General features: G+C 66.3%; 27 protein-coding genes. 10 read left to right on the forward strand and 17 right to left on the reverse strand.

Features of this window, described 5'->3' with window-relative positions; all coding sequences use genetic code 11:
• Positions 1-7: 7 nt before the first annotated feature.
• Complete coding sequence (locus tag QP609_RS10980; RefSeq protein WP_041864185.1) at positions 8-1066, reverse strand: ABC transporter substrate-binding protein; 1059 nt, start codon at positions 1064-1066, stop codon at positions 8-10.
• Between the two features lie 75 nt (positions 1067-1141).
• Positions 1142-2263, reverse strand: coding sequence for a 4-oxalomesaconate tautomerase (locus QP609_RS10985; protein ID WP_014647220.1), 1122 nt, complete (start codon positions 2261-2263; stop codon positions 1142-1144).
• A gap of 109 nt (positions 2264-2372) precedes the next feature.
• Between QP609_RS10985 and QP609_RS10990 the strand changes: the two genes are divergently transcribed.
• On the forward strand, positions 2373-3275 hold the full coding sequence (locus QP609_RS10990; protein ID WP_197621699.1) for a LysR family transcriptional regulator: 903 nt from the start codon (positions 2373-2375) through the stop codon (positions 3273-3275).
• 13 nt (positions 3276-3288) lie between these two features.
• Here QP609_RS10990 and QP609_RS10995 read toward each other — a convergent pair whose 3' ends face one another.
• From QP609_RS10995 to QP609_RS11005, 3 genes are all read right to left on the reverse strand, one after another.
• Complete coding sequence (locus QP609_RS10995) at positions 3289-3855, reverse strand: hypothetical protein (RefSeq protein WP_032958916.1); 567 nt, start codon at positions 3853-3855, stop codon at positions 3289-3291.
• A gap of 10 nt (positions 3856-3865) precedes the next feature.
• Positions 3866-4357 (reverse strand): hypothetical protein, encoded by a 492-nt coding sequence (locus QP609_RS11000; protein ID WP_289213767.1) that lies wholly within the window; start codon positions 4355-4357, stop codon positions 3866-3868.
• A 165-nt stretch (positions 4358-4522) separates the two neighbouring features.
• A complete protein-coding gene (locus tag QP609_RS11005) occupies positions 4523-5050 on the reverse strand; it encodes a DUF6622 family protein (protein ID WP_014647223.1) in 528 nt (175 codons plus the stop codon).
• A 234-nt stretch (positions 5051-5284) separates the two neighbouring features.
• On the opposite strand from QP609_RS11005, the gene QP609_RS11010 reads away from it, so the two are divergent.
• On the forward strand, positions 5285-6436 hold the full coding sequence (locus tag QP609_RS11010) for a serine hydrolase domain-containing protein (RefSeq protein WP_197621697.1): 1152 nt from the start codon (positions 5285-5287) through the stop codon (positions 6434-6436).
• Positions 6437-6442: 6 nt separating this feature from the next.
• Here the strand turns inward: QP609_RS11010 and QP609_RS11015 are convergent, their stop codons facing one another.
• Positions 6443-7315 (reverse strand): methylenetetrahydrofolate reductase, encoded by an 873-nt coding sequence (locus tag QP609_RS11015; protein ID WP_197621696.1) that lies wholly within the window; start codon positions 7313-7315, stop codon positions 6443-6445.
• Positions 7315-8229, reverse strand: coding sequence for a LysR family transcriptional regulator (locus QP609_RS11020; protein ID WP_014647226.1), 915 nt, complete (start codon positions 8227-8229; stop codon positions 7315-7317). Before QP609_RS11020 ends, QP609_RS11015 begins: the two co-directional genes overlap by 1 nt.
• Before the next feature lie 175 nt (positions 8230-8404).
• Here QP609_RS11020 and msuE point away from each other — a divergent pair, with 175 nt between their 5' ends.
• The 3 genes from msuE to QP609_RS11035 are packed head-to-tail and all read left to right on the forward strand — an operon-like array spanning position 8405 to position 11096.
• Entirely contained in the window at positions 8405-8989 is a 585-nt protein-coding gene (gene msuE, locus QP609_RS11025; protein WP_049439650.1) for an FMN reductase, read from the forward strand.
• 56 nt (positions 8990-9045) lie between these two features.
• Positions 9046-10023, forward strand: a complete 978-nt coding sequence (locus QP609_RS11030) for a DUF1852 domain-containing protein (protein ID WP_126412268.1) — start codon at positions 9046-9048, stop codon at positions 10021-10023.
• A gap of 38 nt (positions 10024-10061) precedes the next feature.
• Positions 10062-11096, forward strand: coding sequence for a methionine synthase (locus QP609_RS11035; protein WP_014647229.1), 1035 nt, complete (start codon positions 10062-10064; stop codon positions 11094-11096).
• Here QP609_RS11035 and QP609_RS11040 read toward each other — a convergent pair.
• The 3 genes from QP609_RS11040 to QP609_RS11050 form a co-directional block, all read right to left on the reverse strand.
• A complete protein-coding gene (locus QP609_RS11040) occupies positions 11053-11688 on the reverse strand; it encodes a hypothetical protein (protein ID WP_197621695.1) in 636 nt (211 codons plus the stop codon). The two genes, QP609_RS11035 and QP609_RS11040, sit on opposite strands and share 44 nt — an antisense overlap.
• 65 nt (positions 11689-11753) lie before the next feature.
• A complete protein-coding gene (locus tag QP609_RS11045; protein WP_197621694.1) occupies positions 11754-12569 on the reverse strand; it encodes a trypsin-like serine protease in 816 nt (271 codons plus the stop codon).
• A gap of 135 nt (positions 12570-12704) precedes the next feature.
• Positions 12705-13061 carry an excalibur calcium-binding domain-containing protein gene (locus QP609_RS11050; protein WP_111206845.1) on the reverse strand — a complete coding sequence of 119 codons (357 nt, stop codon included), beginning with the start codon at positions 13059-13061 and terminating at the stop codon, positions 12705-12707.
• Positions 13062-13541: 480 nt separating this feature from the next.
• On the opposite strand from QP609_RS11050, the gene QP609_RS11055 reads away from it, so the two are divergent.
• Both QP609_RS11055 and QP609_RS11060 read left to right on the forward strand, forming a co-directional pair.
• Positions 13542-14543, forward strand: a complete 1002-nt coding sequence (locus QP609_RS11055) for an NUDIX hydrolase (RefSeq protein WP_289213768.1) — start codon at positions 13542-13544, stop codon at positions 14541-14543.
• 50 nt (positions 14544-14593) lie between these two features.
• On the forward strand, positions 14594-16441 hold the full coding sequence (locus tag QP609_RS11060) for a hypothetical protein (RefSeq protein ID WP_197621693.1): 1848 nt from the start codon (positions 14594-14596) through the stop codon (positions 16439-16441).
• A gap of 45 nt (positions 16442-16486) precedes the next feature.
• On the opposite strand, the gene QP609_RS11065 is transcribed toward QP609_RS11060, so the two are convergent.
• Positions 16487-16855 carry a hypothetical protein gene (locus QP609_RS11065; protein ID WP_227863746.1) on the reverse strand — a complete coding sequence of 123 codons (369 nt, stop codon included), beginning with the start codon at positions 16853-16855 and terminating at the stop codon, positions 16487-16489.
• 87 nt (positions 16856-16942) lie between these two features.
• The gene (locus tag QP609_RS11070) at positions 16943-18517 is read right to left on the reverse strand and encodes a CocE/NonD family hydrolase (RefSeq protein WP_197621321.1); all 1575 of its coding nucleotides are present in this window, start codon (positions 18515-18517) and stop codon (positions 16943-16945) included.
• Between the two features lie 160 nt (positions 18518-18677).
• On the opposite strand from QP609_RS11070, the gene QP609_RS11075 reads away from it, so the two are divergent.
• Together QP609_RS11075 and QP609_RS11080 are read left to right on the forward strand one after the other, a co-directional pair.
• Positions 18678-19691: a DUF4034 domain-containing protein gene (locus QP609_RS11075; protein ID WP_134808895.1), complete on the forward strand. Its 1014-nt coding sequence runs from the start codon at positions 18678-18680 to the stop codon at positions 19689-19691.
• A 335-nt stretch (positions 19692-20026) separates the two neighbouring features.
• The gene (locus tag QP609_RS11080; protein WP_134808896.1) at positions 20027-20767 is read left to right on the forward strand and encodes a DNA/RNA non-specific endonuclease; all 741 of its coding nucleotides are present in this window, start codon (positions 20027-20029) and stop codon (positions 20765-20767) included.
• An 18-nt stretch (positions 20768-20785) separates the two neighbouring features.
• On the opposite strand, the gene QP609_RS11085 is transcribed toward QP609_RS11080, so the two are convergent.
• Positions 20786-21643: a hypothetical protein gene (locus QP609_RS11085; RefSeq protein ID WP_289213769.1), complete on the reverse strand. Its 858-nt coding sequence runs from the start codon at positions 21641-21643 to the stop codon at positions 20786-20788.
• A 179-nt stretch (positions 21644-21822) separates the two neighbouring features.
• On the opposite strand from QP609_RS11085, the gene QP609_RS11090 reads away from it, so the two are divergent.
• Positions 21823-22518 carry an HAD family phosphatase gene (locus QP609_RS11090; RefSeq protein WP_014647239.1) on the forward strand — a complete coding sequence of 232 codons (696 nt, stop codon included), beginning with the start codon at positions 21823-21825 and terminating at the stop codon, positions 22516-22518.
• Positions 22519-22525: 7 nt separating this feature from the next.
• Here the strand turns inward: QP609_RS11090 and QP609_RS11095 are convergent, their stop codons facing one another.
• Genes QP609_RS11095 through QP609_RS11110 form a run of 4 tightly spaced genes read right to left on the reverse strand, consistent with a single transcriptional unit; the run spans position 22526 to position 24573 of the window.
• Positions 22526-22756, reverse strand: a complete 231-nt coding sequence (locus QP609_RS11095) for a hypothetical protein (protein ID WP_014647240.1) — start codon at positions 22754-22756, stop codon at positions 22526-22528.
• The gene (locus QP609_RS11100; RefSeq protein ID WP_087922649.1) at positions 22753-23178 is read right to left on the reverse strand and encodes a VOC family protein; all 426 of its coding nucleotides are present in this window, start codon (positions 23176-23178) and stop codon (positions 22753-22755) included. The genes QP609_RS11095 and QP609_RS11100 overlap by 4 nt, the downstream gene beginning before the upstream one ends.
• Before the next feature lie 10 nt (positions 23179-23188).
• A complete protein-coding gene (locus tag QP609_RS11105; RefSeq protein WP_197621320.1) occupies positions 23189-23650 on the reverse strand; it encodes an AraC family transcriptional regulator in 462 nt (153 codons plus the stop codon).
• Positions 23647-24573, reverse strand: coding sequence for a LysR substrate-binding domain-containing protein (locus QP609_RS11110; protein ID WP_014647243.1), 927 nt, complete (start codon positions 24571-24573; stop codon positions 23647-23649). The genes QP609_RS11105 and QP609_RS11110 overlap by 4 nt, the downstream gene beginning before the upstream one ends.
• Positions 24574-24624: the final 51 nt, after the last annotated feature.

Raw genomic sequence — 24624 nt, forward strand, 5'->3', positions numbered from 1 at the left:
CCTCCGCTTACGGTTGGGCAGCCGGCGCCGCAGCGTTGGCACGCTCGACGAAGGCATTGGTATAGGTCCGGGACAGATCGATATCGGCCTTGGCGACATCCGTGTTGAACTCACGCAGCACCTTCAGCGGTGTTTCCAGATCGGCAGGCGTGAAGTGACCGTCCCGGGTGAAGATCGCGCGCGCGTTCTCCACCGCGCGGGCATAGGTGGCGCGGTCACCGGAGACGTAGCTGTCCGGCAGCGCGGCCACGATGTCTTCAGCACTGTTGTCGGCGATGAACTTCAAGGCCATCTGCTCGGCGCGGGCGATCTTCTCGGCCGCTTCGGGTCGCGTGTCCAGGAAGCTCTGGTTGGCGTACATCACCGAGGTCGGGTACAGGCCGCCATAGACCTGGCGGGCGCCGTCGTCGCTGCGCGCGTCGAGGATGATCCTGCCGACCTTGCGCTCGGTGATCAGGGTGGCGGCAGGATCATAGTTGACCAGCAGGTCGATCTTGCCCTGCTCCAGCGCGGCCACCGCTGCGGCGCCCGAGCCGACGCCGATCAACGAGATGCTGTCGGCCGGAATATCGTGCTGGGCGAGGAAGTGACGGACGAAGAAGTCGGACGAGGAGCCCGGCGCGGTGATCCCGACCTTCTGGCCCTTGATGGTCTCCGGGCGCGCCGGATCGAAGGTGGCATCCTCGCGGCCGGCCATCACCAGGCCGGAGTTGCGCGAGAGCAGTACGAAGGCCACCACGTCCTTGCCCTTGGCCTGCATCTGGATGGTGTGGTCGTAGAAGCCGACGGCCACGTCGGTGGAATTGGCCACCAGCGCCTGCAATACCTTGGAGCCGCCCTGGGCGAAGTTCTCGGTCTTCACTTGCAGCCCGACGTCCTTGAAGTACCCCTTGGCGTCGGCGATGAAGAACGGCAGGTTGTTGAGGTTGTAGGAGCCGACGCTGATGCGTACCGGGGCATTGTCGCCACCGCCGGCGGATGCGCCTTCGCTGCGCCCGCTGTTGCTGCATCCGGCCGCGGCCAGACCGGCCGCGCACAGCGCGGCCAAGAAGAACTGCTTGTACATCATCCCTCCCAGGAGTGAAGCATCTACGTTGTAATGGCGGGCATGCGCGTCTACGCAGGCCCGTCCGGGTTCAGATCATGCCGCTGACGTCCATTGGCGGGCTTGGGTGGCACTGGCCGTGGCGGGCGCGGGCGAAGTCGCGTACACGCGCCCCTCGAACAAGCGGCGTGCGGTGCGGACCACGCTGGCAATCACCGGCGAATCGCCCGAGCTGCGACTGAGGCCCACCTCCAGGGCCCCACTCGGATGTTCGAGGGTAATGCTGCCGGGAACGGACCGGCATCCGACCAAAGTGTGGGCCAGCGTGCCCGGCGTGACGGCGGCGGTGGCCAGGCCGACCGCACCGGTGATGGCCAGTGCGGTGTGGCATTGGTGCGGCATGAAATAGCGCACCTGCAGATCGCCGCCCTGTTGCGGCGCCGACAGCAGCACCGGCTTGGGAATGACCTTGTTGCCGGCGTCGGCGATGCCCATGCGGGCGCCCGCCTCGATGCGCAGCGCTTCCAGCCGGCGCATGAACGCCGCGTCCGCGTTCAGTTCGGCGGGCGAGGCATCACCGCGCACGCCCAGGTCTTCGGCACGCACCAGCATCATCGGCATGGCGCAGTCCACCAGGCTGGCCGGCACGCCATTGATGGTTTCCTGCGCATGCCCGCTGGGCAGCAGCTTGCCGGTGCGGGCGCCTGCCGCATCAAGGAAGGAGAGCCTGACCGGCGCGGCTGAGCCCGGCGCGCCGGCAATGCGCGTATCACCGCGGTAGGCCACAGTGCCGCCCGGCGTTTCCACCGTGGCGATGATCAGCTTGCCGGTGTTGACGTTGTGGATGCGCACCTCGGTCTGCGGATCCTGCGCCTGCACCAGCCCACGCTCGATGGCATACGGGCCGACGGCCGCCAGCATGTTGCCGCAGTTGGGCGAGGTATCCACCACCTGCTGCTCCACCCGGACCTGGGCGAACAGGTAGTCCACGTCGGCGTCCGCCCGGCTCGAGCGGTCGATGATCGCCACCTTGCTGGTCAGTGCGTTGCCACCGCCGATGCCGTCGATCTGCAACGGATGGCCCGAGCCCATCACTTCCAGCAGCAGGCGATCCCGTTCGGCGGTGTCCGCCGGCAGGTCGCTGGCCAGGAAGAACGGGCCCTTGGAGGTGCCGCCGCGCATGAGCACGCAGGGAATGCTGAGCAGATCGTTGGACATACGTGTGCTAGATTGATGCGTATAGGGGATGAATGACCCCTCTGTGATTCGATACTGGCATGACCCTAATTGATCTGTGAATTGCTGATTTTTGGATGATTGATACCCAATGAGCATCAATTGCGAAATCCTGGATCTACGCGCGTTCCTGCTGGTATCGGAGACACGCAGCTTCCATCGCGCCGCTGAAATCCTGCACGTCTCCCAGCCGGCGCTCAGCCGACGGATACAGAAGCTGGAGCAGGCCGTGGGTTCGCCGCTGCTGGAGCGCACCACGCGCAACGTCAGTACCACCGCTGTCGGCGAGAACCTGCTGCCACTGGTGCGCCGCATGCTGGAGGAATTCGATGGCTCGCTGTTCTCGCTGCGCGGCCGCGAAGACACCCGCGGCGCCACCGTGACCATCGCGTGCCTGCCGACGGCGGCGTTCTACTTCCTGCCAAGCGTGATGGCGCGTTTCCACGAAGCACACCCGAACGTGCGCTTCCGCATTCTGGATATCCCGGCCACGGAGGGTCTGCAGGCAGTGGAACGTGGTGAAGTCGAGTTCGGCATCAACTTCATGGGCGCCAACGATCCGAATCTCGACTTCGACGTGCTGGCCGAGGATCCCTTCGTCCTCGCCTGCCGGCGCGATCATCCGCTGGCCCGCAAGCGCAAAGTGGAATGGGCTGATCTGGCCGAGCACCAGCTGATCACCGTGCATCGCACCAGCGGTAACCGCACGCTGCTGGACGGCGCGCTGGCGCGCGAGAACCTCAAGTTGAGCTGGCACTACGAGGTGACGCACCTGTCGACGTCACTGGGGATGGTCGAGGCCGGCATCGGCGTGTCGGTGCTACCGAAGATGGCCACGCCGGACGGGGATCACCCCACCCTGGTGACGCGCGCGATCGGCAACCCGGTGGTGTCGCGCACGATCGGCATCGTCCGCCGACGGGGTGCCCTGCTCTCGCCCACCGCAGAGCGATTCCTTCAGATGCTGATGAGCCAGTGGCGTGGGGAGGCGTGAGCAACCGCACGGTTCACGCGCTTGTGCTGTCCTGACTCCAGGCGAATGTGCTGCTGCCACCCATCAATCGGGCCGTCTGCATCGACCATTCCTGCAGAAGCTGCCGCGCGCCTGATTCGCCACCTCGCCCGATTGCCTCCAGCATCCTGTCCAGTCTTCCGCGGATCGCGCTGGACACCGGCAGTGCGAGCAGATTCTTCAGTGCAGCGTCTGCGGCCGGGAAATCGCCCAGGCGAATGGTGGACAGGTACTTCACCCATTGGCAGTAATCGCCCTCGAAACCGGCCTCTTCAACATACATCAGAAGGTCCGCAGCTGTTCTCACCCCTTCGAGCATTGCGAGGTGAGCCTCGTGCGTGCCGCGGAAAAAGTCCTTTGGATCTTCCGGGCAAGCGACCCTCTGGCCGAGAGACATATGCAGGTGTGGCAGGCCGTCATAGACCGGAAGTGCGAAGGTCCATACATAGATGGAGGACGGCGCTGGGTCCATGGCAAACCCGGAGATCACATCGCGCGTGTACGAAACAATCAGAAAGTTGCCAACCACCCGCAACCCAGCCTTCCTGGCGTTCCGTTTCATTGTCCACAGATCAATGGATCTCATGCGTGCCCCCGACGGTTGGCGACGGCATAGGACTTTCAATGTTCAACTGGATGCCCTGCACCATTCGCCTTCCGTCGCGCAGGACAACAAGGGCTCGATCCAGATCGCGCCTTGCAATGGAAATCGATCTCAGACCAAGCGATTGAGCGACCTCGCACTGCGAAAAGAAGATGTCATAGGTCTCCATCAACTCGGCATGAAACAGCTGATTGGGGGCGCTGTCGATCACCCTGGAGAGGTCCGTCATGAAATTCCATGCATCCACGACCTCGCCGGGGTCGACCTCCCGCCCTGAATCTACAGACGAGATCAGCGAGTCGAGGTCAATGACGGACTCTCCTTCCCAGTCCAGGACTCGGCCGCGCGCGGCAACCTGACCCTCCAGCCCTTCCTTGCTGCTATCGCAGACAGGCCTTCCATTGCTGGACATCACCCGATCATGGTCACCTGATACCCAGGCAAACCAGATGATCCGCATTCCCCCTGCAACGCCGACCGGATATATCGCTTCCACTATCGATTCCTGCTCAGATGGTTCCATCCATCCCGGGCTCTCACGGGAGGTACAGCCGCTCCGATGGTAACGCCAAACTCGATTGCCGATGACCTGCGGAGCCTCCAGCGACCGGCACTACCAGGTCAATCAACCTGCGGTTTCCAGCCCCTTCCCCGCCGCATCCATCCGCAGCGAGGCCAGGTAGCGACAGTACTTGCCCACGAAGACGCCAGTGAACCCGCCGGTCAGCAGCAGGTAGGCGGCGCTGAAGCCGGCACTGGTGGTCAGCGTCGGCGACACCGCAAATGCGACCTCGAAGCCGTACTTCACCAGGAAGGTGACCAGCAGCAGCGGCAGCAGGCTGAAGTCCGCGCTGCGCCAGAGCTTGCCGGTGCTGCGGTCCAGCGTCAGCTTCAATCGACTCAACAGCAGCCAGGCAAGCGCGGCCCCCGTGGCGATGCCGGCCAGCCACTCGCTCCAGGCGATCAGCGACGCGCCGAAACGATGGCTGATCGACCACGCACCCCAGACGGCAAACAGGCCGGGCACGATCGCCAGCTTCTGCAGCGAGGTCTGGGCCGGCTTCATGGCGGCAATGCCACGGGTGACCAGGAAGGCCAGGAGCAGCCAGACCCAGATCGGCGTCTGCGAGGCGAGTTGCTGGAGCATGTTCATGAGCGGTCCCCCTGGTGAGTGGTGGCTGAGTGGTGGCGAGGTGTCCTCGCCTTGGCGCTCACTATTCGCTTCCGCCCGGGTTGCAGCCAGTGACAGCTGTCAGCCATCGCGGATGACCGGCCGGCATGCTGCGCGTCCCCGGCAGCTGTCGGGGTGGATTCACCCGGTTCACCCTGAGCGGGCCGGCCCTCGGTCCGCGCTACCATCACCACGACGCCGCTGCGAGCCACGTGCATGTACCACGACCCTGTTCGACGCCGCCTGTGTGCGGCGCTGCTGGCTACCGGCTGCGGCCTGTCAGCACCATCGGCGCTGGCGAGCCGGGCGACGTTGGCGGGATGCGGTTCGCTGACCGCATTGCTGCAGGCCGAACGGCAGCCTGGCATGGCGGCCGTTCTGGTCGATCACGGGCGCATTGCCGCGCTGTCCACGACCGGGCGGCTCAATGACACCCGGCCTGCACCGATTGATCGCCATACCGTGTTCGAACTGGGGTCGATCACCAAGCTGTTCACGGCCCTGCTGATATTCCGGCTCCAGCAGCGGCATCTGCTCGACGTCACCGCGCCCATCGGCGAGTACGTGGAAGGGTTGCCTTCCGTATGGGCATCCACTTCGCTGCTGCAGCTGCTGAGCCATACCTCAGGCATTCCCAACTATCTGAATGAAGACAACTTCCTGCGGTTGATGCCGACGAATCCAGCCCCCCGTGAATTGCTCGCAGAGGTGGCCGAGCGGCCGCTGGCGTTTGCGCCCGGTGCGCGGCACGCCTATTCCAATACGAACTACATCCTGCTCGGCCTGGCCATCGAGCATGCAACCGGCATGGACTACTGGCGGGTTCTGCAGGAGGAGATACTGTCGCCGCTGGGCATGCGCGATGCGGGACCGCGTCGTGCCGACGATCGGCGCCGTGTTGCCCAGGGGCATCTGTTCCAGGATGGCCACTGGCGCGCACCGCCCCCCACTGCTCCGGGCTCGGCATGGGCCGCTGGCGGCCTGCTCGCCAGCATCGACGACATGGCGCGCTTTGCTGTGGCGCTGGACCAGCATCGACTGTTGCCCGAGTCGGCCCTGAAGCGGATGTGGTGCGACACACTCCTCGCCAATGGTAGCAAGGCGGGCTGGGGGGCCGGCTGGGAAGTTTCCGATGGCGGAAAGGTAGTCGGCCATGGCGGCGGGACCGCAGGCTTTACCGGGTATCTCCGGCACCGTCCCACCGATCGAAGAACGCTCGTCGTGCTGATCAATCGCGCCGGAGATATCAACCCGCAGGGCATTGCAGAGCGCCTCGACCTGGGCATGCGTGGCTGCAATGGGAGGCTTTCCAGGCCGACGCCTTCGCTGGATCAACCCGGCACCCGGACAACGCGATCCGTGCCATGACGCAGATCATCGGCGCTGGCTGATGGAAATGTGGCGCCGGTACTGCGCCACCCACTCCAGCGACGGCGCAATACCGCCGAACGGGAAGAAATGCGGGCTGACCTGGCCATGGGCGCGGGTCAGCCCCTTCACCAGGCAATCGACGAACACCTCCGGCCCTGCCGTGCCGAGCAGCCGGCCGATCGAGATGCCATACCGGGCCAGCATCGATGCACTGGCGCCCACGCCGCACATCGCGGCGTAGCGCAGCAGGCGAGAGACGCTGGCCGGGCCCGGCACGCCGACCAGCACCGGGACGCTGATGCCACGCGCGCGCAGTGCATCCAGCCAAGCCAGCACGGCATCGGCATCGAAGGCGAACTGGGTGACGATCAAGGGGGCCATGCCGCGCGCTTCGATGCTCTGGCATTTACGCTCAAGCGCCTGCCAGCGTTCGTCACTGCTCATTACCGGATGCCCTTCCGGGTGCCCCCCGATACCAACGACCTTGATCCCGGAGTGCTCCAGAACACCGGTCTGGATGATCGAAGCGCTATCGGCAAACGGTCCGGCGGGCGTGGCCAGGTCGCCCGCGATCAGCAGGCAACGCGCGACCCCGGCGTCGCCGGCCGCGCGCTCCAGGAAGCGTTCAAGTGCCACGTGCGACCCGATGCGCCGGGCAGAGAGATGCGGCATCGGTTCGAAGCCGAGCGCGCGCACCGTGCGTGCGGCGGCCAGGCGGGCGTCGTCATCCTCGCTGGCCAGCCAGGGAATGGAGATGACCGTACCGCGCGGGATCCGATCCGCCTCTGCGCGCAGCGCAGGCATGGCCTTCGCGCTGACTTCCAGTGAAAAGGCGTTGATGAAGGATTCCGCGTGCGCTGAGGTACCGGCCGGCATCAGCGCGCCTCGCGTGCATTGCCGGCAAGCGGCGAGCTGTTGCGGGCCAGTTCGATGAAGGCCTGCAGGTAGTCGATACCGGTATCGGCCTCGCGCGCACCCAGGTAGATCTGCTTGGGGATGCCCTTGGCGCCCAGCCGTACGGGCACCACGTCCATGCGCGTGGCGTACTCCTCCACCAGCCAGCGCGGCATGGCAGCCACGCCGCGGCCGCTGGCCACCATCTGCATCATGATGTCGGTGGTTTCGATGGCCTTGTGGCGCCGCGGGGTGATGCCGGCCGGCAGCAGGAACTGGTTGTAGATGTCCAGGCGCTCGAACGGCACCGGGTAGCTGATCAGCACTTCCTGGCCGAGCTGGCGCGGCTTTACGTGGTCCACCTTGGCCAGGGCGTGGTTGCTGGCCACTACCAGCACCTGCTCGTAATCGAACACGGGGATGAACTTCAGGCCCGGCTTCAGCAGTGGATCGGGCGTGACCAGCAGGTCGATCTCGTAACCGAACAATGCGCCGATGCCACCGAACTGGAACTTCTGCTTGACGTCCACATCCACGTCCGGCCACGCCGCCAGGTAGGGAGAGACGATCTTCAGCAGCCACTGGTAGCACGGATGGCATTCCATGCCGATGCGCAGCGCGCCGCGCTCGCCCTGCGCGAACTGGCCCAACCGCTCCTCGGCCAGGTCCAGCTGCGGCAGTACCCGGTTGGCGACCGCCAGCAGGTACTGCCCGGCCTGGGTCAGGCGCAGGCTGCGGCCCTCGCGCAGCCAGACATCGGTGCCCAGCTGCTGCTCCAGCTTTTTCATGCTGTGGCTGAGCGCCGACTGGGTCAGGTTGAGCACCCCGGCGGCCGCGGTGAGCGAGCCCTGCTGTTCGACCTGCTGCACGATGCTGAGGTGGATCCGTTCCAACATGACGATGAATCTCATTCATGGATTGGTGAAGTAATACCATTTTACGTCATGGAAGGGCATGGCTAGGATCGGGTCATGCCTTCGGTTGCCTGCCAGCCTGCTGACCCAGCCGGCCTGCAGGGCTGCGCACCTGCAGATGCCCGAAGGCGCTCCCCTCCCCGCTGATAGCGAACAGATGACCCGCCCCCTCCGTATCGTCGCCGTTTCCGGCGGACTGCAACGCCCCTCACGGGCCGCCGCCTTGGCCGAGCATCTACTGGACCTGATCGGCGAAGACATCCACAGCGAACAGCAGCTGATCGAACTCGGTGAGCTGGCACCGCAGCTGGCCGGTGCGCTGTGGCGCTCGCAGCTGCCCGAGGCCGTGGAGCGGCAGCTGGTTGCGGTTGAACAGGCCGACGTCCTGGTGGTGGCCACGCCGGTCTACCGCGGCTCCTACACCGGCCTGTTCAAGCACTTCTTCGACTTCATCGACCAGGATGCGCTGGTCGACACCCCGATCCTGCTGGCCGCCACCGGCGGCAGCGAGCGCCATGCCCTCGTGATCGACCACCAGCTGCGCCCGCTCTTCAGCTTCTTCCAGGCCCGCACCCTGCCCCTGGGCGTCTACGCCACCGACCGCGATTTCGCCGAGGGCCGCGTGAACAACGACGCACTGATCCAGCGTGCGCGACTGGCCGTGCAGCGGGCGATGCCCCTGCTGGCGCTGTCCCATCGCGCCGCGCCTCCCGCTACCGCAGAGGCCACCGCAACGCTTTGAATGCCAGACGCCGCCGACCTGCATCTGGATGTCACCCCGCAACCCGGAACGCCGCCATGACGACCGATACCTTCACCTTCAGCATCACGCGCATCCCCTTCAACGAGGATTACCAGCCGGCCGAGGGCACGCGCATCACCACCAACTTCGCCAACCTGGCCCGTGGCGCGTCGCGGCGGGAGAACCTGCGCAACACGATCAGCATGATCAACAACCGCTTCAACGACCTGGCACATTGGGACAACCCGAATGCGGACCGCTATGCGGTCGAGCTGGACATCATCACCGTGGAGATGCACATCGACGGCGCCGACGGCAGCGATCCGTTCCCGTTGATCGAAGTGCTGCGGCCGACCATCGTCGATACGCAGACCGGCGTGCGTAGCGAGGGCATCGTTGGCAACAACTTCTCGTCCTACGTGCGCGACTACGACTTCAGCGTCGTGCTGCCGGCCAGCAACGAGGGCAAGGACACCTTCGGCATTCCGGAGGGCTTTGGCGACCTGCACGGCAAGCTGTTCCAGCACTTCCTGCGCTCGGACGCCTACCGCGCCAACTTCAGCAAGGGGCCGGTGATCTGCATCAGTGTTTCCAGCAGCAGGACCTACCACCGCACCGAGAACCATCACCCGATCCTGGGCGTGGAATACCGCCAGGGTGAGTTCTCCCCCACCGACCAGTACTTCGACAAGATGGGCCTGCAGGTGCGCTATTTCATGCCACCGGGCAGCGTCGCGCCGCTGGCGTTCTACTTCCAGGGCGACCTGCTGGGCGATTACTCGAACCTGGAACTGATCGGCACCATCAGCACCATGGAAGCCTTCCAGAAGATCTACCGCCCGGAGATCTACAACGCCAATTCCGTGGCCGGCAAGGTCTACCAGCCCAGCCTGAAGCACCAGGACTACTCCTCTACCCGCATCGTCTACGACCGCGAAGAGCGCAGCCAGCTGGCGGTCAAGCAGGGCAGGTTCACCGAAGAGCACTTCATCAAGCCGTACCGCGCCGTGCTTGAGCAGTGGGCCGCCCGCTGATCCATCGATTTACCAACCGCCCCAGGACACACGACACAATGCCGACGAAGACGCTGCTCCCCACCTCCACCGCAGGCAGCCTGCCCAAACCCTCCTGGCTGGCAGAGCCCGAAACACTCTGGTCACCCTGGAAGCTGCAGGACGAAGCGCTGCTTGAAGGCAAGCAGGACGCCCTTCGCCTGTCCCTGCAGGAACAGCAGCACGCCGGCATTGATATCGTCAGCGACGGCGAGCAGACCCGGCAGCATTTCGTCACCACCTTCATCGAGCATCTCAGCGGCGTCGACTTCGAGAAGCGCGAAACCGTGCGCATCCGCAACCGCTACGACGCCAGCGTGCCGACCGTGGTTGGCGCGGTGAGCCGCCCGAAGCCGGTGTTCGTGGAGGATGCGAAGTTCCTGCGCCGCCAGACCACGCAGCCGATCAAGTGGGCGCTGCCGGGCCCGATGACGATGATCGACACGCTGTACGACGCGCACTACAGGAGCCGCGAAAAGCTGGCCTGGGAGTTCGCGAAGATCCTCAATGAGGAAGCGAAGGAACTGGAGGCCGCCGGCGTTGACATCATCCAGTTCGATGAGCCGGCCTTCAATGTGTTCTTCGACGAGGTGAACGACTGGGGCGTGGCCGCCCTGGAGCGTGCGATCGAAGGGCTGAAGTGCGAGACGGCGGTGCACATCTGCTACGGCTACGGCATCAAGGCCAACACCGACTGGAAGCAGACGCTGGGTTCGGAATGGCGCCAGTACGAGGAGTCGTTCCCGAAGCTGCAGACCTCCAGCCTCGACATCATCTCGCTGGAATGCCACAACTCCCATGTGCCGATCGACCTGATCGAGCTGGTGCGCGGCAAGAAGGTGATGGTCGGTGCCATCGACGTGGCCTCCACCACGGTGGAAACCCCGGAGGACGTGGCCAACACCCTGCGCAGGGCGCTGCAGTTCGTGGACGCCGACAAGCTCTACCCGAGCACCAACTGTGGCATGGCGCCACTGGCGCGCGACGTGGCCAGGGGCAAGCTGCGCGCACTCAGCGCAGGAGCGAGGATCGTTCGCGAAGAACTCTCGGCATAACCCTGGCTGGGGAGGAATTGTTGTTCGAATGTCGGTTTGACGGAGCCTGGCCGGGTATCGACCAGGCTCCACCCCGCCCCTGCACTTCCGGTCGGGTCTTCATCGCGGGCTGTCGCGGCGCCAGTGCCTGCTTGATCCGTACCACCTCCCCCGCCCCGGCCTCGGCCAAGCGGCGGGCCTGCTGCCGTTGTTCCCGCGAAAGCGCGGGCGACGGCGCAGCGCCTGTTTCCGGCGCTACGTCCACCAGGCGTGCCACTGCCTCGCGCAGCCGCAGCTGTGGGCAGAGCCGCGCAGCACACCAGCGCTCGGCGTAGCGCCTGGCCTGCCGCACATTCGTGGCGGCCACCACCTTGGTCTGGGACATCCCGCGTGCATCCAGGTAGACCCGGAAGCCAAGTTCGGCATGCGGCACGATGTTGGCCACCGAGCGCCCGTTCCACCACAGGTCCCAGCGCTCGCCGCTCCGTACCCAGCCGGAGGGCCGGGTGACCGTCATGAACTCTGGAAGATCGAAGGGAGGACTCATGTCGGGAAGGATACGAGCGCCCGTCGCACCGGCTGAGATCCGCACCGTGCGCTTGTTCGAGACCATGAATCGTTAAGGCGCGCTTGCTTCCGCTACGCCTGCTCCGCACCGCCGGGCTACGGGAACAAGAACTAAAGTGACGCGTCACGCTCGATGATGCTTTCGATCCAGTCGATGTAGCGAGACACGCGCACGTTGTAGACCACCTGCCCATAGAAACCCGCTTCCAGCGCATGCTCGGGTACGGCGGTGATCCAGGAACCGAGGCCCACCAGCTGCCAGGCCCCATCTTTCTCGATCACCAGCGGGCCGCCGCTGTCGCCGTTGCCGAGCACGCCTTCAAGGGGAAGGCCCTGCGGAGGCGGATCAAACCGGTACCAGAGATAGCGCGTGTTGCCGCCGGTGATCGCGTTGCAGGCCCGCCGCAGCGTTGTACGATGCGGCCCGCCGGGCATCAGGCCAGTCGCACCATTGCCGGTGGCGCCTCTCCCTATCAGGGCGGCGACCTGCGTGACCTCGTCGGCGCCCCGGTAGAGTGCGGCCGGCGGCACATCGCTCACCGGTGCGGCAAGTCTGATCAACGCAATGTCATCCGATGCTGCCAGGAACGCGTGGATTTTCGACGCGCTCCCGGTTGCCATCGCTTCCTTGCCCAGCGCCTCGGGCATCTTCCGGTAGCCGGGGTGCAGGAAGACACGCTCGACGCCGTAGCCGTTCCCATTGATGGTGATGGTGGCGCCCCTCCCTTCCATCGGCGCGGCATGCGCGGCGGTCAGCACCCAGCGCGGCGCGATCAGGACGCCGTGCCCCTCGCCCGGCATGTCGGCCAGCGCGGGGAAGGCCGATGCATCGATCTGATACCGGGCGTCGTCCACATCATCACGGATGACCACGGCACCGGCAGTGAACGGGAGCGTGGCCAATGCCAGGAAAATCCAGCGGTTCATGGTTGCTTGCATCCCAGCAGTTCAATCCCAACAGCCTAGGGCATGGCCCTGCCATACGGGGAGATCGTGCGACCGATCCCCGGCGATGGCCGACGAATGTGGGGAAACGGGAGTTGAAGCCAGGCGGGCCATGCCCTACCTGCGGCCGCGATAGGGTTCGCAGCCCACGCCATCATTGTCGCGATCGAGGTGCGGGCCATAGCCCGGATCACCACGCCGTACCGGCGCCGCCCCGGCGGCGCGGGCCTCCGCGCAGTTGGCAAACACCCGGGAACTGCGCGCGGGGGCGGGGGCGAAACTGCTGCGCGGAGTGTCGACGTATCGAGGTGCCGCTGGAGCGCCTCGATGACAGTGATACTCACCCGTTTTCCGGTTGGTGTGGCACCCCTGCTTGTCGAGCCCGCCCGGATGCGCGAGCGCATTGGCGGACAGTGCCAGTGCGAGCATGCCGGATGCAGTCAATACGCTGGAAACGCGGCGTCGTGTGTCCATGCCTTCCCCCTGTCAGGCACTCCTGCCAAGGAGAAGGCTAGCATGGTGTCTCGACCGCCAGGCTTGACGCTGCAGCGGCTGCCACTCAACGCAGGTAGTGCTTCAGGAACAGCCAGGTGATCAGCGTCGGCAAGATCAACAAGAAGAAGCTGCGCGTGCTGCACGCCCCGGAGGCAGGCGCCGGCAGTCGCTGATCCCTGAGCGGCCACGGGCTCTGCGCCAATGCGGGGAAATCAATGCACCCGCGCTCCTGTTCCGTCGGTTCCGCCGCATACATCGTGGCTGGCGCCGATCCTCCCTCGCCCCTCGCTCCTACAGTGGATCCGCGGCGACGCACGGCCTGCACCCCCGATGGCAACGCCGCCGCCCCCACTTTTCGAGCCCACAGGAGCGAGACATGGCATGCCTTTCCCGGACTATCGCTGGCACAGCGGCAATGCGCCCAGCCCCCTCCACGCAGGTTGAACGGAGGGGTGCACCATGAACCAGGTCTACGTCGCAGTCTGGGATGGAGCCCACTATCTGGTCGTCCGCAAACGGGTGCTCAACAGCTGGTGGGGCAGCAATTCCGTGGTCGTACTTTCTGCCGAGGCGATGGCCGCTGTGCTGGCCATCCGCAACGCGTCCGGCGGTGGCACAGAGCAGGACTGGGATCTGGTGAAGAAGCTGCTTTCCGGCGCCTGGCGCGCCGCAGGGTCAGTCGCCTACCGCGGCGAACGCACGCTGCCCCGCACCATGGACGCACTGGACCGGGCGCTTGAAAGCGCCGAACGCACGCATCCGCAGACCGATGACATCGCCATGGAGACGCTGGCCGCTCTGCAGAGCCTGTTCCGCGAGGACGCAAGAACCCCTCCCACGTTCAGCGCTGCGCGTGCAACCTTGCGGGAGCTCTCCATCGCGTTGCCGCCACCCACCCGGGGTGCGCCGAACTGGGCCTCTGCGTTGATACTGGCACAACGCCTGGTGGCGGAAGTCGGAGCGTGGTCGGATGCCCTGCCCCCGGCGCTGGTGAACCAGGCGGGGCAATGGGCCCTGCCCGGCGGCGGCCGCCTGAACAACGAACGCAAGGAGCGCGCCGCGCGCCGCGAGTTCGAGGAGGAGCTTGGCATCTGGCTTGGGCAGGGACGCGCCGCATGCGATCTGCGTGCCCGGCTGTTTCCGGATGGGGGAGGCAGCTTCTCCCTGGTTCGCTTCCGCACCACGGCCGAGGAGCTTCTGCGGATGGCGCAGGAGGCCGAGAACAACGTCCAGGCCAGTGCCAGCAGCCCTGCGCGCCCCCAGTCCTGCCTGGTGACCGACTGGGAGGTGGCGAGCATCGGACGGGTACCGGTGACCGAACTGCGCAACATCCTGGGAGCAAGGGTGGAGGTTCCGGGCGCAGGAACACCGGAGGTTGACGAGGCCCTGGCCGGCGCCAGGCCCGGTAGCCAGGAGATCGGCTGGTACCGGGAGATCGCCGCCCTGCTGTCACCCGCCTGAGCGTCCAGCGCGAACCCATGTGATCCCCTGCAAGCCCAGCGAGGCCCACCATGAAAGAGAGCACGCCCGAGCGCGAGGCCCGGCGCCACATCAGCAAGCAGCTCACCGCGCAGATCAACAACGCGCAGGCGTATCCCGACGTCCGCTCGGTCGTGGTCAAGGCCCTGTCGGACATCAAGGACCAGCTGCGCAGCCTGTCCAGCAAGGTACGGCGCGACTACAGCCTGAAGCCTGACGAGCCGCTGATGTTCTTCTACGTCAAGGGCGGCAACGCACTGGACGCACTGCTTGAACGCCCGGCCCAGCCGCCACCGACGCTGTTCGATTTCGGCCGGTCCGACTGGGATACGCAGGTGGTGATCAATCCCTGGATTCCGATCCCGGCCCAGGACGCCCTGCACGGCGGCGTGGAGGACATCGTGATCGAGGTGATGCTCGGCGCCGGCCTCAACATCGCATTGGAGATCGGCGTCTTCCCACCCAACCAGAATCCGCTGGCCGGCCAAGTGGTGGATCTTGCACCGGTGGACATCCATGTGCCGCCCGGCCAGCAGTGCCTGGTGACCTGTGACACTCCGCAGGCGTTCCGGAAGGTCTACCAGCGTGACCGCGCGGGCCTGCATCTGTTCACCAGCGAGCCATTGAAGGGCATCGGCACGCCCGCGCCGGTGACAAGCCCGTCCGTGCTGCCCCCGCCGCAACCGCCACTGCCCGTGCAGCCGCCCCCTGCCCCTCCGCCGCCACCCGGCATCATCCTCAACGACGGCATCAAGCCGTTCGTGCTGTACCGCATGGGCTACACCTGGCACGCGCGATGGGTGAAGGATCCGAAGGCGCCTGCCGGCGACGACCCGGTGACGCCGCGGCCGATCCTGATGGAACTGATCGATGTGACCACGCCGCGCCGCGATACCGTGGAGGCCGTGACAGTGTGGTCGGACATCATCCGCAACCATCTGGTGATTGCCGAGGATGCCGGCGCGGAAGAGCGCTGGCGGCTGCCCCTGCCCAGCATGGAGTACCACCTGTGGGAAGGCCTGACCATGCTGTGCGAGATCGCCGCCTATCCCGGCTGGCCGGGTGCGGACAAGCTGGAGAAGCGTCGCCGCAATGTGCAGCGCATCCACGACTGGTACCGCGACCAGCAGGGCGACCTGGCGACGTTCGGCAGGGTGATCGATGGCATCTCGGCGGCGCCGGTGTTCGCCGATGACAGGGACTGCATGCAGCAGGTCGATGCCTGCATGCGTGAGGTCAAAATGCGCATGCAGGCGTCATCTTCGGGATTCGATCACGGCGCCCTGTCGGCCACCCACACGCATCGCCTGCGGCAGGGGCGGCAGTGGGTCGCGCAGCGGGTCGCAACGCTGCTGCAACGCCTGCAGACATCTGCCGCATCCTGTGGCTACAGCGACGATCTGGCGTTGATCGGGACGCTGGCACAGAACCCCTACCTGGATGTCACCCAGGTGCCGATCTCCGGCGCCGACTGCGCGATGATCATCCGCACCGATCCTGCAACGCTGCGCAGGGCGACGGCGGCCAACTGCTTGAATGCGCTTGCCGAGGATCTCGGCGCGCACATGACCATCGAGGATTCCCTGCACTCGACCGTACGTGCGACGGGTATCAGTTACGAGCGAACGCTGGTGATCTTCGATGCGCCGCGTTCGCCGTCGGCGCGCGTGGCCAAGGCGATCCTGACATTCACCACGGCTGGCCCGGTCGGTTGCCCGTTCCGGGACAGCCCCGACGGTTCCGGGCAGGCCATCGCACCGTTGCTGGACATGGACAACCAGCGCAAGGTGGCAGCCTCGATCGTCCAGGGTTTCGTGCAACGGGCGAATCTGTCCAGGCAGCACGAGATGATCCGGGTGCTGTTGCCACAGGGGGAATGATCCTCCATCAGCGCAGCGCGGGCGGCGGGTTCCGATCAGGTCCGATCAGTCCCTGCCCTCCAGGATCCATGCCTCCAGCGCCTGCGTGTCCCGCATGTCCCCCGCGTAGCGGCGATCCGGCACGTAGGGCTCGTTCGAACCGCGCCCGCGACCGCGGTAGACCTTCATGGGCACCGAAATCCGGCTCAGCCCACTGGGCAATGGCTGAGGCCTGATATCCATGTAGACACTGAGGGCGCCGTCCATCTGGGAGACGAAGCCGGGATTGTGCGGGTCAACCACCCCGGAATGGCTGTCGCGCAGGGCCGCGTCAGCAGCCTCCAGATCCATCAACAGCGTGCTTGGCCAATCTGTGGCACAGCCTTGGGTGCCTGCTGCCAGTACCGCGCCGACCAGCAACGATGCGAGCGCCATCGATTCACCTCTCGACTGGATTGCGCTCCAGTCTGGCAACTTTCAGGTCTGTCGTGCCGCGCCCGCCGCAACGGGCGCGGCGCCACGTCAATGCAGGGGCACCTTCAGCACCGAAGGCGCGTTGGCCGGTGAGCTGAAGGTCACCGCACCGCCCAGCTGGCTGATGCCTGCATAGCGCAGGTCCACGGTATCGACCACCAGGGTCAGGCGGCTGCCGGCCGGGAGGTTCCAGCTGCTGGCTTCCAGGCGGAGATCGATTGTTTTCGGCTGGCCGGGCGCGGCCCCGCGCAGGGTGTAGGGCTTGTGGCTGACCAGCTGGCCGTTGCCCAGCGCGTCTTCGGCATACAGGTAGGCATACAGCGTGGTATTGGCGCGGCTGGGCGTCACCGTCACCCGCACTTCCGGTGCGCCATCCAGGCGACGTGCGCTCCAGTAGATCGGGCCCTGCCAGACGCCGGCGGCGTTGCGGCCGACGAACGGTACATAGGCGCCGGGCGGCAGGTTGATCATCTGCAGTGCACCGGAGGCCATCACCACGCCGGAACTGGCAGCCGTCAGCAGCCCGCTGCCGATGCGGTAGCTCCAGCCGGTAGCGCCACCGTTCTCCGCCAGGCCGCCGGTGGGAAGCAACAAACCGGAGGGTGCGGTCAGGCCGTAGCTGACGGCGCCCGCATTGGTGGCCTGCCAGTCCGGATAGCGGCTCCAGCTGCCCTTCTGCGACTTCAGCTGCACCGCTGCCTGGCGATCGATGCCATTGTCCACGCCCTTCAGGTAGTGGTCGAACCAGTCGCCCACGGCGGCATAGACCTCATTGGGAATGCCGAACGCACCGAAGGCCTCGTTGAGGGCATGGTCGCCGTGGCGCAACTGCAGCTGCTTGGGCCCCTTCAGGCGGTTGAAGAAATCGACCAGCTGCCCCGGCGGGAACAGGCTGTCATTGAAGGCATTGGCGAGGAATACTGCCGGCTGGTTGGCGTTGATCTCTTCAAGGCTGCTGGCCGGGCTGCGCTGTGCGGCCACCGGCAGCAGCGAGTCCACCGCCCCCTGGTAATTGCCGACCAGCACATTGCGGTTGATGGTGGCCAGCTCCGCGCCGGGGCGGCCGGTGGCCAGACCCGCCGCCACCAGCAGGGCGATGCCCTGGGCGCTGGGTGTGTCATGGCTGTACAGCGACGCCTGCAGGTCGGCCCAGCCACTGAGTGCGGCAACGGCCTTGATGCGGGGGTCGCGCGCCGCCGCCAGCAGGCTGGTGCCGGCGCCATAGGAGATGCCCGAGACCCCGATCCTGGCCGGATCGGCGCGGGTGTTGTCCAGCGCCCAGTCGATCAGCGCGCTGACATCCTCGACCGTGGCGGGCCCGGCGATGTCGATGCTGCCACCTGACTCCCAGAAGCCGCGCGAGCTGTAGCTGATGACCACATAGCCGCGCTGCGCCAGCGACTGTGCCACGCCCACGTACTCCACGCTGGGCACCGCCCAGCTGCTGGGCATGACCAGCAGCGGATAGCGCCCGCTGCCGGCATCCTGCGGTTCGATGACGAAGGCCCCGAGAGGCGTGCCATCCCAGCTGGGAATGGTGCGATGGGTGGTCTTGACCGTGGCGGCCCAGGCGGTGGGCGCCAGGCCGGTCAGCAGGATCAACAGCAGCAAAAGCTTGCGCATCGTCGTCTCTCCCCGTCGGTGGTGGTGCAACGGGTCGGACCGTACCAGTGCGAATGGTGGCTGGCACCTTGCGACGCAGCATGGCGCAAAGCGCACCTTGGTATGCTTCGCGGCACTGCGGTCCTCCGCAGGCTCCCATCAATGCAAGGATGCCCCCCCGATGCGCAGGACGCTCTTCGTCGGCACGCTCTTGAGCGTGGCCAGTCTGTTCGCCCCTTCAGCCGTGGCGGCCCGGGACCCCGACGTCACGGATGACTGCAGCGAAATCGCGCAGTTGATGTCCAACGACGACTTTCCGGCACTGGACGCGATGGCCGCGCGCCTCCGCACGGGCGAGCTCAACGCCGCCGGCGAATCCCGGCTGGGCCGTTTCTACCTCTGCATGTCGCGTGCAATCGGCACGGCGCGGCAGGAGGTGGAGGCCTGGAACCGCTGGTCGGCCTGGGCGGCGCGCTGGGTTCAGCATGCGCCAAAGTCGCCGGCAGCCCACCTGATGACTGCACGGATTCCGCTCAACCTGGCCTGGAGCTACCGCGGAAATGGTTACGCCAACACCGTCAATGCCGAAGACTGGGCTCAGTTCCATGAGTACAACGCGGCTTCGCAGGCCTACCTGCAATCGCATGAGGGCGTTGCCGGCGGCGACCCGTTCTGGCACGAGATGAGCGTGCTGATCGCGCTGCGCGAGGGCGCGGATGACGAAGAACTACTGACGCTCGTCGACCGTGCAGCGAAGGCCTTCCCCGACTACGAGCCGCTGCACTTCATTGCCCTGCAGCACTTCACGCCGGCCTGGGGCGGCAGCGCACGGAAGATGGAAGCCTTCGCACGGCGCTCGATGGCCAGTATCCCGAAGAAAAAGCGGGCCATGCGCTACGCACGGCTGTACTGGTCAGCCACCGCGTATTCGGCCGATCACTTCCGCGCGGCGACACCCGATTGGCCGCTGATGCGCCAGGGGCTGGACGAAATCGCACAGCGCTACCCGACCATCGACAATCTGGAGACCATTACACGCTACGCCTGTTGGGCGCGTGACGGCGATGCCCTGGATCGGTGGAATCGCCTGTACTTGAGCCGAAGTGGTTTCAGCGAGGCAGTCATTGCGGACTCGAGCGAGCAAAGCAGGGCCGCCTGCCTGGCGCCGGATGCTGGGCAAGAGGCTTCCTTGTAGAGCCAATCGGTGCGGAACCGGGCCGCGGAGGATGCGCAGTCCAGCATGCACTTCACACCTGCAGGGTGCTTAGCACGTACGCATGTCAGCCACGGACCGCGTGATCTGACACATCACCAGTGCTTGCACCCGGTCACAGCTTCGCGTTCTCGTCGTTGACCAAAAGACGACAGCTTGTGACGCTTGCGACACCGCGCGGCCCTCCGGGCCCTCCTCATCGCGGCCTCGCTCTACTGCACTCCGCATCACCCGTATCCGCAACGCCTTCACATGACACAGGCCGGGCCTGGTCGTGGCGGGCAGCTGCGTCCTGAACTCTTTGCTGGAGAATCGCAATGCGCCTTGCAAGCTTCGTCTTTGCCTTCGTCCTCAGCGCCTTTGCCGGCGCAGCCCAGGCCCAGGTAGTCACCCTCAACAAGGGCGGCTTCGTGCTCACCTACGACTGCGGCATCCACAGTGCCACCCGCTACGAGTACACGCTCACCGCCGATACCGGTTCGGCCGCACGGCCGTCCAGCTTCTACAAGGACCCGGACCTGCCGGCCGGTTGCCTGGGCCAGACCAGCACCGCGTCCTACGCCAGCATCAAATCCGGCTATGACCGTGGCCATCTGGTCACGTCCAACCACATGGATTACGACGCGACCTACATCCGTCGCGCCAACTACATGACCAACATCGTGCCGCAGGTGTCCAGCTTCAACCAGGGCATCTGGGTGAAGGCCGAGAACGTGGCCGAGTGCTACCGCGACATCGCGCCGGTGGACGTCTACGGTGGCGTGGTCTACGGCGATGCCGCCAACGATTATTTCCTGGCCAGCCATGGCATTCCGACGCCGGAGTTCTTCTGGAAGACGATCATCACCCGCGACCCGAACACCGGAACCGCCAAGGCGATCAGCTGGATCATCCCCAACGAGGCCAACCTGGGCAGCCTGGACAATTACCTGGTGACGATTTCCGATCTGGAGGAACTGCTGGGCGCCAGTTACGTGGCGATCAACGCGCCGGCCTCGCTGAAGAACATGCTGCCGGCCACCACCTGGCCGCAGCCGGCCGGGTGTGACCTGGGCTGATCGGGGGGCAGAGGAACGTCACGATGCCTGTGCGCGCAGCCATCGTGACGCCAGCACTCTGGCCAGCAGGAACTGCACTGCGGCGCCGACGACGGTGGCAACGACAAGCCCGCGACCTGTCGTCGGCGCCCCAGCGGACAGCGCTCGCAGAAGATAAACCATGCTGGCCAGGATGATCAGCAGCGCCGTGGCAAGCAGGATCAGCGACACCACCATCGTGCGCGCCGTCGATGCGGGTTCCGGCGACGGCGCGCCGGCCCATAGGCCGGCAAACGTGGCCAGCGCGCAGGCCACCAGCAGGATCAGGCTCGCAATCTGCAGCTGCGCGGCGCCGTCGGCAACGGGCATGATGAACTCGCCGGGCGAGAATCCCACCGGCAGCTGCGCCACCAGGATGGGAAGCAGGCAGCTGCCGGCCACCAGCGTCACCGCGCCGGCGATGCTGGCACTGATGAGGTGATGGTGCCCGCCCTCGGCAGGAATGCGCCGCTGCATCAGCAGCGCCGGCACCAAGGCCAGCAGCGTGAGGACCAGTGCATGCGCAAGCGGCATCAGACTGATGGCTGCGACGCTGTAGACTGGAAACGGCAACTGCGCCATCGGAATGCGCATGGCGCGATCCAGCACGACGAGCAACCCGAAAAAGGCGATCGAAGCGATCACCGGGTGGCGGATCCGCAGCGCGCCGCGACGCCCGAACACCAGCATCGACACCAGTACCGCCGCTCCGGCGAAGAGACTCAGCCTGAAACCGAGCTCCGCCAGCGCGTAGCCGATTTCACGTGAGGCCTCGGGCGGGCCCAGACGGCGCCCGAATTCGACCAGGCGGAGGGCTACGGGCAGATACAGGCAGAGCACGTAAAGCTTGGCGGCCATCGCGAACTGGATGGGGTACGCACTGAAGAATGATCGCAATCGGTTCAAGGCGTATTCCCGTGCAGGCGCTGGGCGGGCTGACCTGGCAGTCTAGCGTTCCTGTGGCCCGCGTGCCCCGCCCGACCCGCTATGGGAAAATGGCGGGCACGTCGCCCCTTTGGCTGTTCCCGGAGTAGTAGATGTCCCGTTTCCCCTTCGATGCCGTGCTGTTCGACTGCGACGGCGTACTGGTCGATTCCGAGCCGCTGGTGGCCCGTGTGCTCTCGGAAATGCTGACCGCACGCGGCTGGCCGCTGACCCCGGCGCAGGCGGGCGAGGTCTTCCTCGGCCAGTCCGTGGCTCATCTGGCCGGGCTGATCGCAGAGCGCACCGGCAAGCCGTTCACCGAGCAATGGCTGGAGGAATTCCGCCAGCAGCGCAACCGTGCGCTGGAGCAGGACCTTGAGGCGATCCAGGGGGCGCCCGAGGCCGTGCGTGCGATTGCCGCGGCCACCGGCGGGCGGATTGCCTGCGCCTCCGGTGCCGACCTGTTCAAGGTGAAGCTGCAGCTGGGCAAGGTCGGCATCCTTGATGCCTTCGGTGCCCATGTGTTCAGTGGCCAGGACATGCCGAACACCAAGCCTCACCCGGATGTCTATCTGGCCGCCGCCGCAGCGCTGGGCGTGGACCCGAAGCGCTGCGCGGTGATCGAAGACACCGTGACCGGCGCCACCGCCGGCGTCGCGGCAGGTGCGACCGTGTTTGGTTTCAGCGAGGGCGGCCCGCACCACAGCACGCCGGAGGCCCTGCGCGCTGCGGGCGCGAAGGTGATCTTCCAGCGCATGGAGCAGCTGCCGGCAGTGCTGGCGGCCTACGCCGCCGACGCAGCCGCCTGAGGCGGCCTCAGCCCGCAGCGCCCAGTGCGGCGCCGCGGCGTTCCCCGGCGTAATGCAGCACGAACAGGTACAGGCCGGTGAACAGCTGCAGGAACAGTGGCGGCAGCGGCGAATAGGTGATCCACGCTGCAGGCTCGCCCTGCCCCAGCCCGCGGACGACGAAGTTGGCGATCACCGCCAGGGTGAAGACGATCGAGGTCCAGCGATGTACGGGCCGCGCCCAGCCACCGCGGCTCATTGACGGCGCCTCGCTTCGGAGCGCGCTTCGATCATCTTCCAGCCATTGCCGGACGGGTCGCGGAACCCCGCATCGATGGCGCCGTAGCGTTCGACCGGCTCCTGGGTGAACTCCACGCCCTGCGCCAGCCATTGCGTGTAGCGCGCCTGGCAGTCATCCACGGCCAGCACCAGCGGCGGCATTGCGCCCTTGGCCACCAGCTGCTGCAGCGCCTGCGCGGTGGCCGCATCGTGGGTGGGCGGACCGGGCACGAACAGGCCCAGCTGGAATCCGTCCTGGCCGGGGCTGCGCACCGTCAGCCAGCGGTAGCTGCCATTGCGCACGTCGGTATGCACTTCGAAGCCGAGCGTGCCGACGTAGAACGCGAGCGCCTCATCCTGGTCGCGCACATACAGGCCGACCGTGTTCACAGTGTTTGTCATGGGACCTCCCTCAGGTGGGATCCACGCTAGCAACCGCCTCGCGGCGGCGCTTCTCCAAAACTGCGATGTTCAGGTCCGGTCGCTGCGCGGCACGTGCGTGGCATTCCGGCACGCTGGCCGGCGTCGCCTCGCCGGCGCGCTCGCGCTGGCGCACATTGCCCGGGCTGTCGCCGGTGATGTCACGAAAGATGCGCCCGAAGGTGCCCAGGCTGCTCCAGCCGGTCTGCGCGGCGATCTCGGTGACCGGCAGCTCGGTGTCACGCAGCATCGCCACGGCCCGTTCGATGCGGCGGCTGAGCAGGTAGCGGTGCGGCGGCAGGCCGAATGCCTGCTTGAACGAACGCGCGAAATGCGCAGGCGATACCGCACTGACCTCGGCCAGGCGGGCCACCGGCCAGTCCTCGTGACTGGCGTGGTCCATCCGGTCCTTGGCACGCAGCAGGCGCCGCAACAGTTCCGGGCTCTGGTTCATGGCGTCACCGCGTGTGCCAGATGATGTCGCGACGCACGCCTGGCCTGCGCGGCCTGCTCGCCCAGCCAGTCACCGAATGCGATGACCTTGGTGCTGCGGCTGCGCGCCGTCGGTGCCACGAACCAGAAACCACGCCCGTCGCTGGCCACACCGGGATGTGCCTGCACCAGGCGCCCACTGTCCAGTTCTGCCTGGAACAGGATCGGCGAGCCGATGGCGATGCCCTGCCCGGCAATGGCAGCACCGACATCCAGATGCTCCATCGCAAAGGGGGTGACGAAGCTCTCCGGGTCCGGTGGCGGAACAGCACCATGTGCGGAAAACCACAGCGCCCACCAGTCAGGCCTGCCGAGCAGTGGAACCTCCAACGCCCGCCGACCGAGCCCGTCTGCCGCCGGCAGCAGCGCTGGCGCGCACAGCGGAGTGAAAATGCTGGGGAACAGGGGCGTGGCCTGCAGCCCGGGCCACGCACCATGCCCGTTGCGGATGGCGGCATCGAAACGCCCGGCGGCCAGGTCCTGCGGCTCTGCCGACAGGTCCAGTTCCAGCACGATGCTTGGATGGCGCGCGCGGAAACTGCCCAGGCGCGGCGTCAACCAGCTGGTGCCCAGCGTCGGTAGAACGGACAGGCGCAGTCGTGCCGCATCCATGTCAGCGGCGCGCATGAAACTGGCGCGCAGCGCGTCGAAGGCCCGGGTGGCCTCCACTGCGACGCTCGCACCGGCGGCGGTCAATTCCACATGCTGGGCGTGGCGCAGGAACAGGCAGGTCCCGGTCTGGGCCTCCAGCCGGCGCACGTGGTAACTCACCGATGCCGCACTGGTGTCGAGCTCCTCGGCGGCGCGGGCGAAGCTGCCCAGCCGTGCCGCCGCCTCGAAGGCGCGGATGGCGACAAGCGATGGCAGCTGGCGTTGGGTCACCATAAGTGTGGCTTAGCCTGAGCCCCGATTTCCGCGTGGTCAATCCCCCTCGCA

The organism is Stenotrophomonas sp. 8(2023) (genome assembly GCF_030345295.1).
Classification (GTDB): Bacteria; Pseudomonadota; Gammaproteobacteria; order Xanthomonadales; family Xanthomonadaceae; genus Stenotrophomonas; species Stenotrophomonas muris.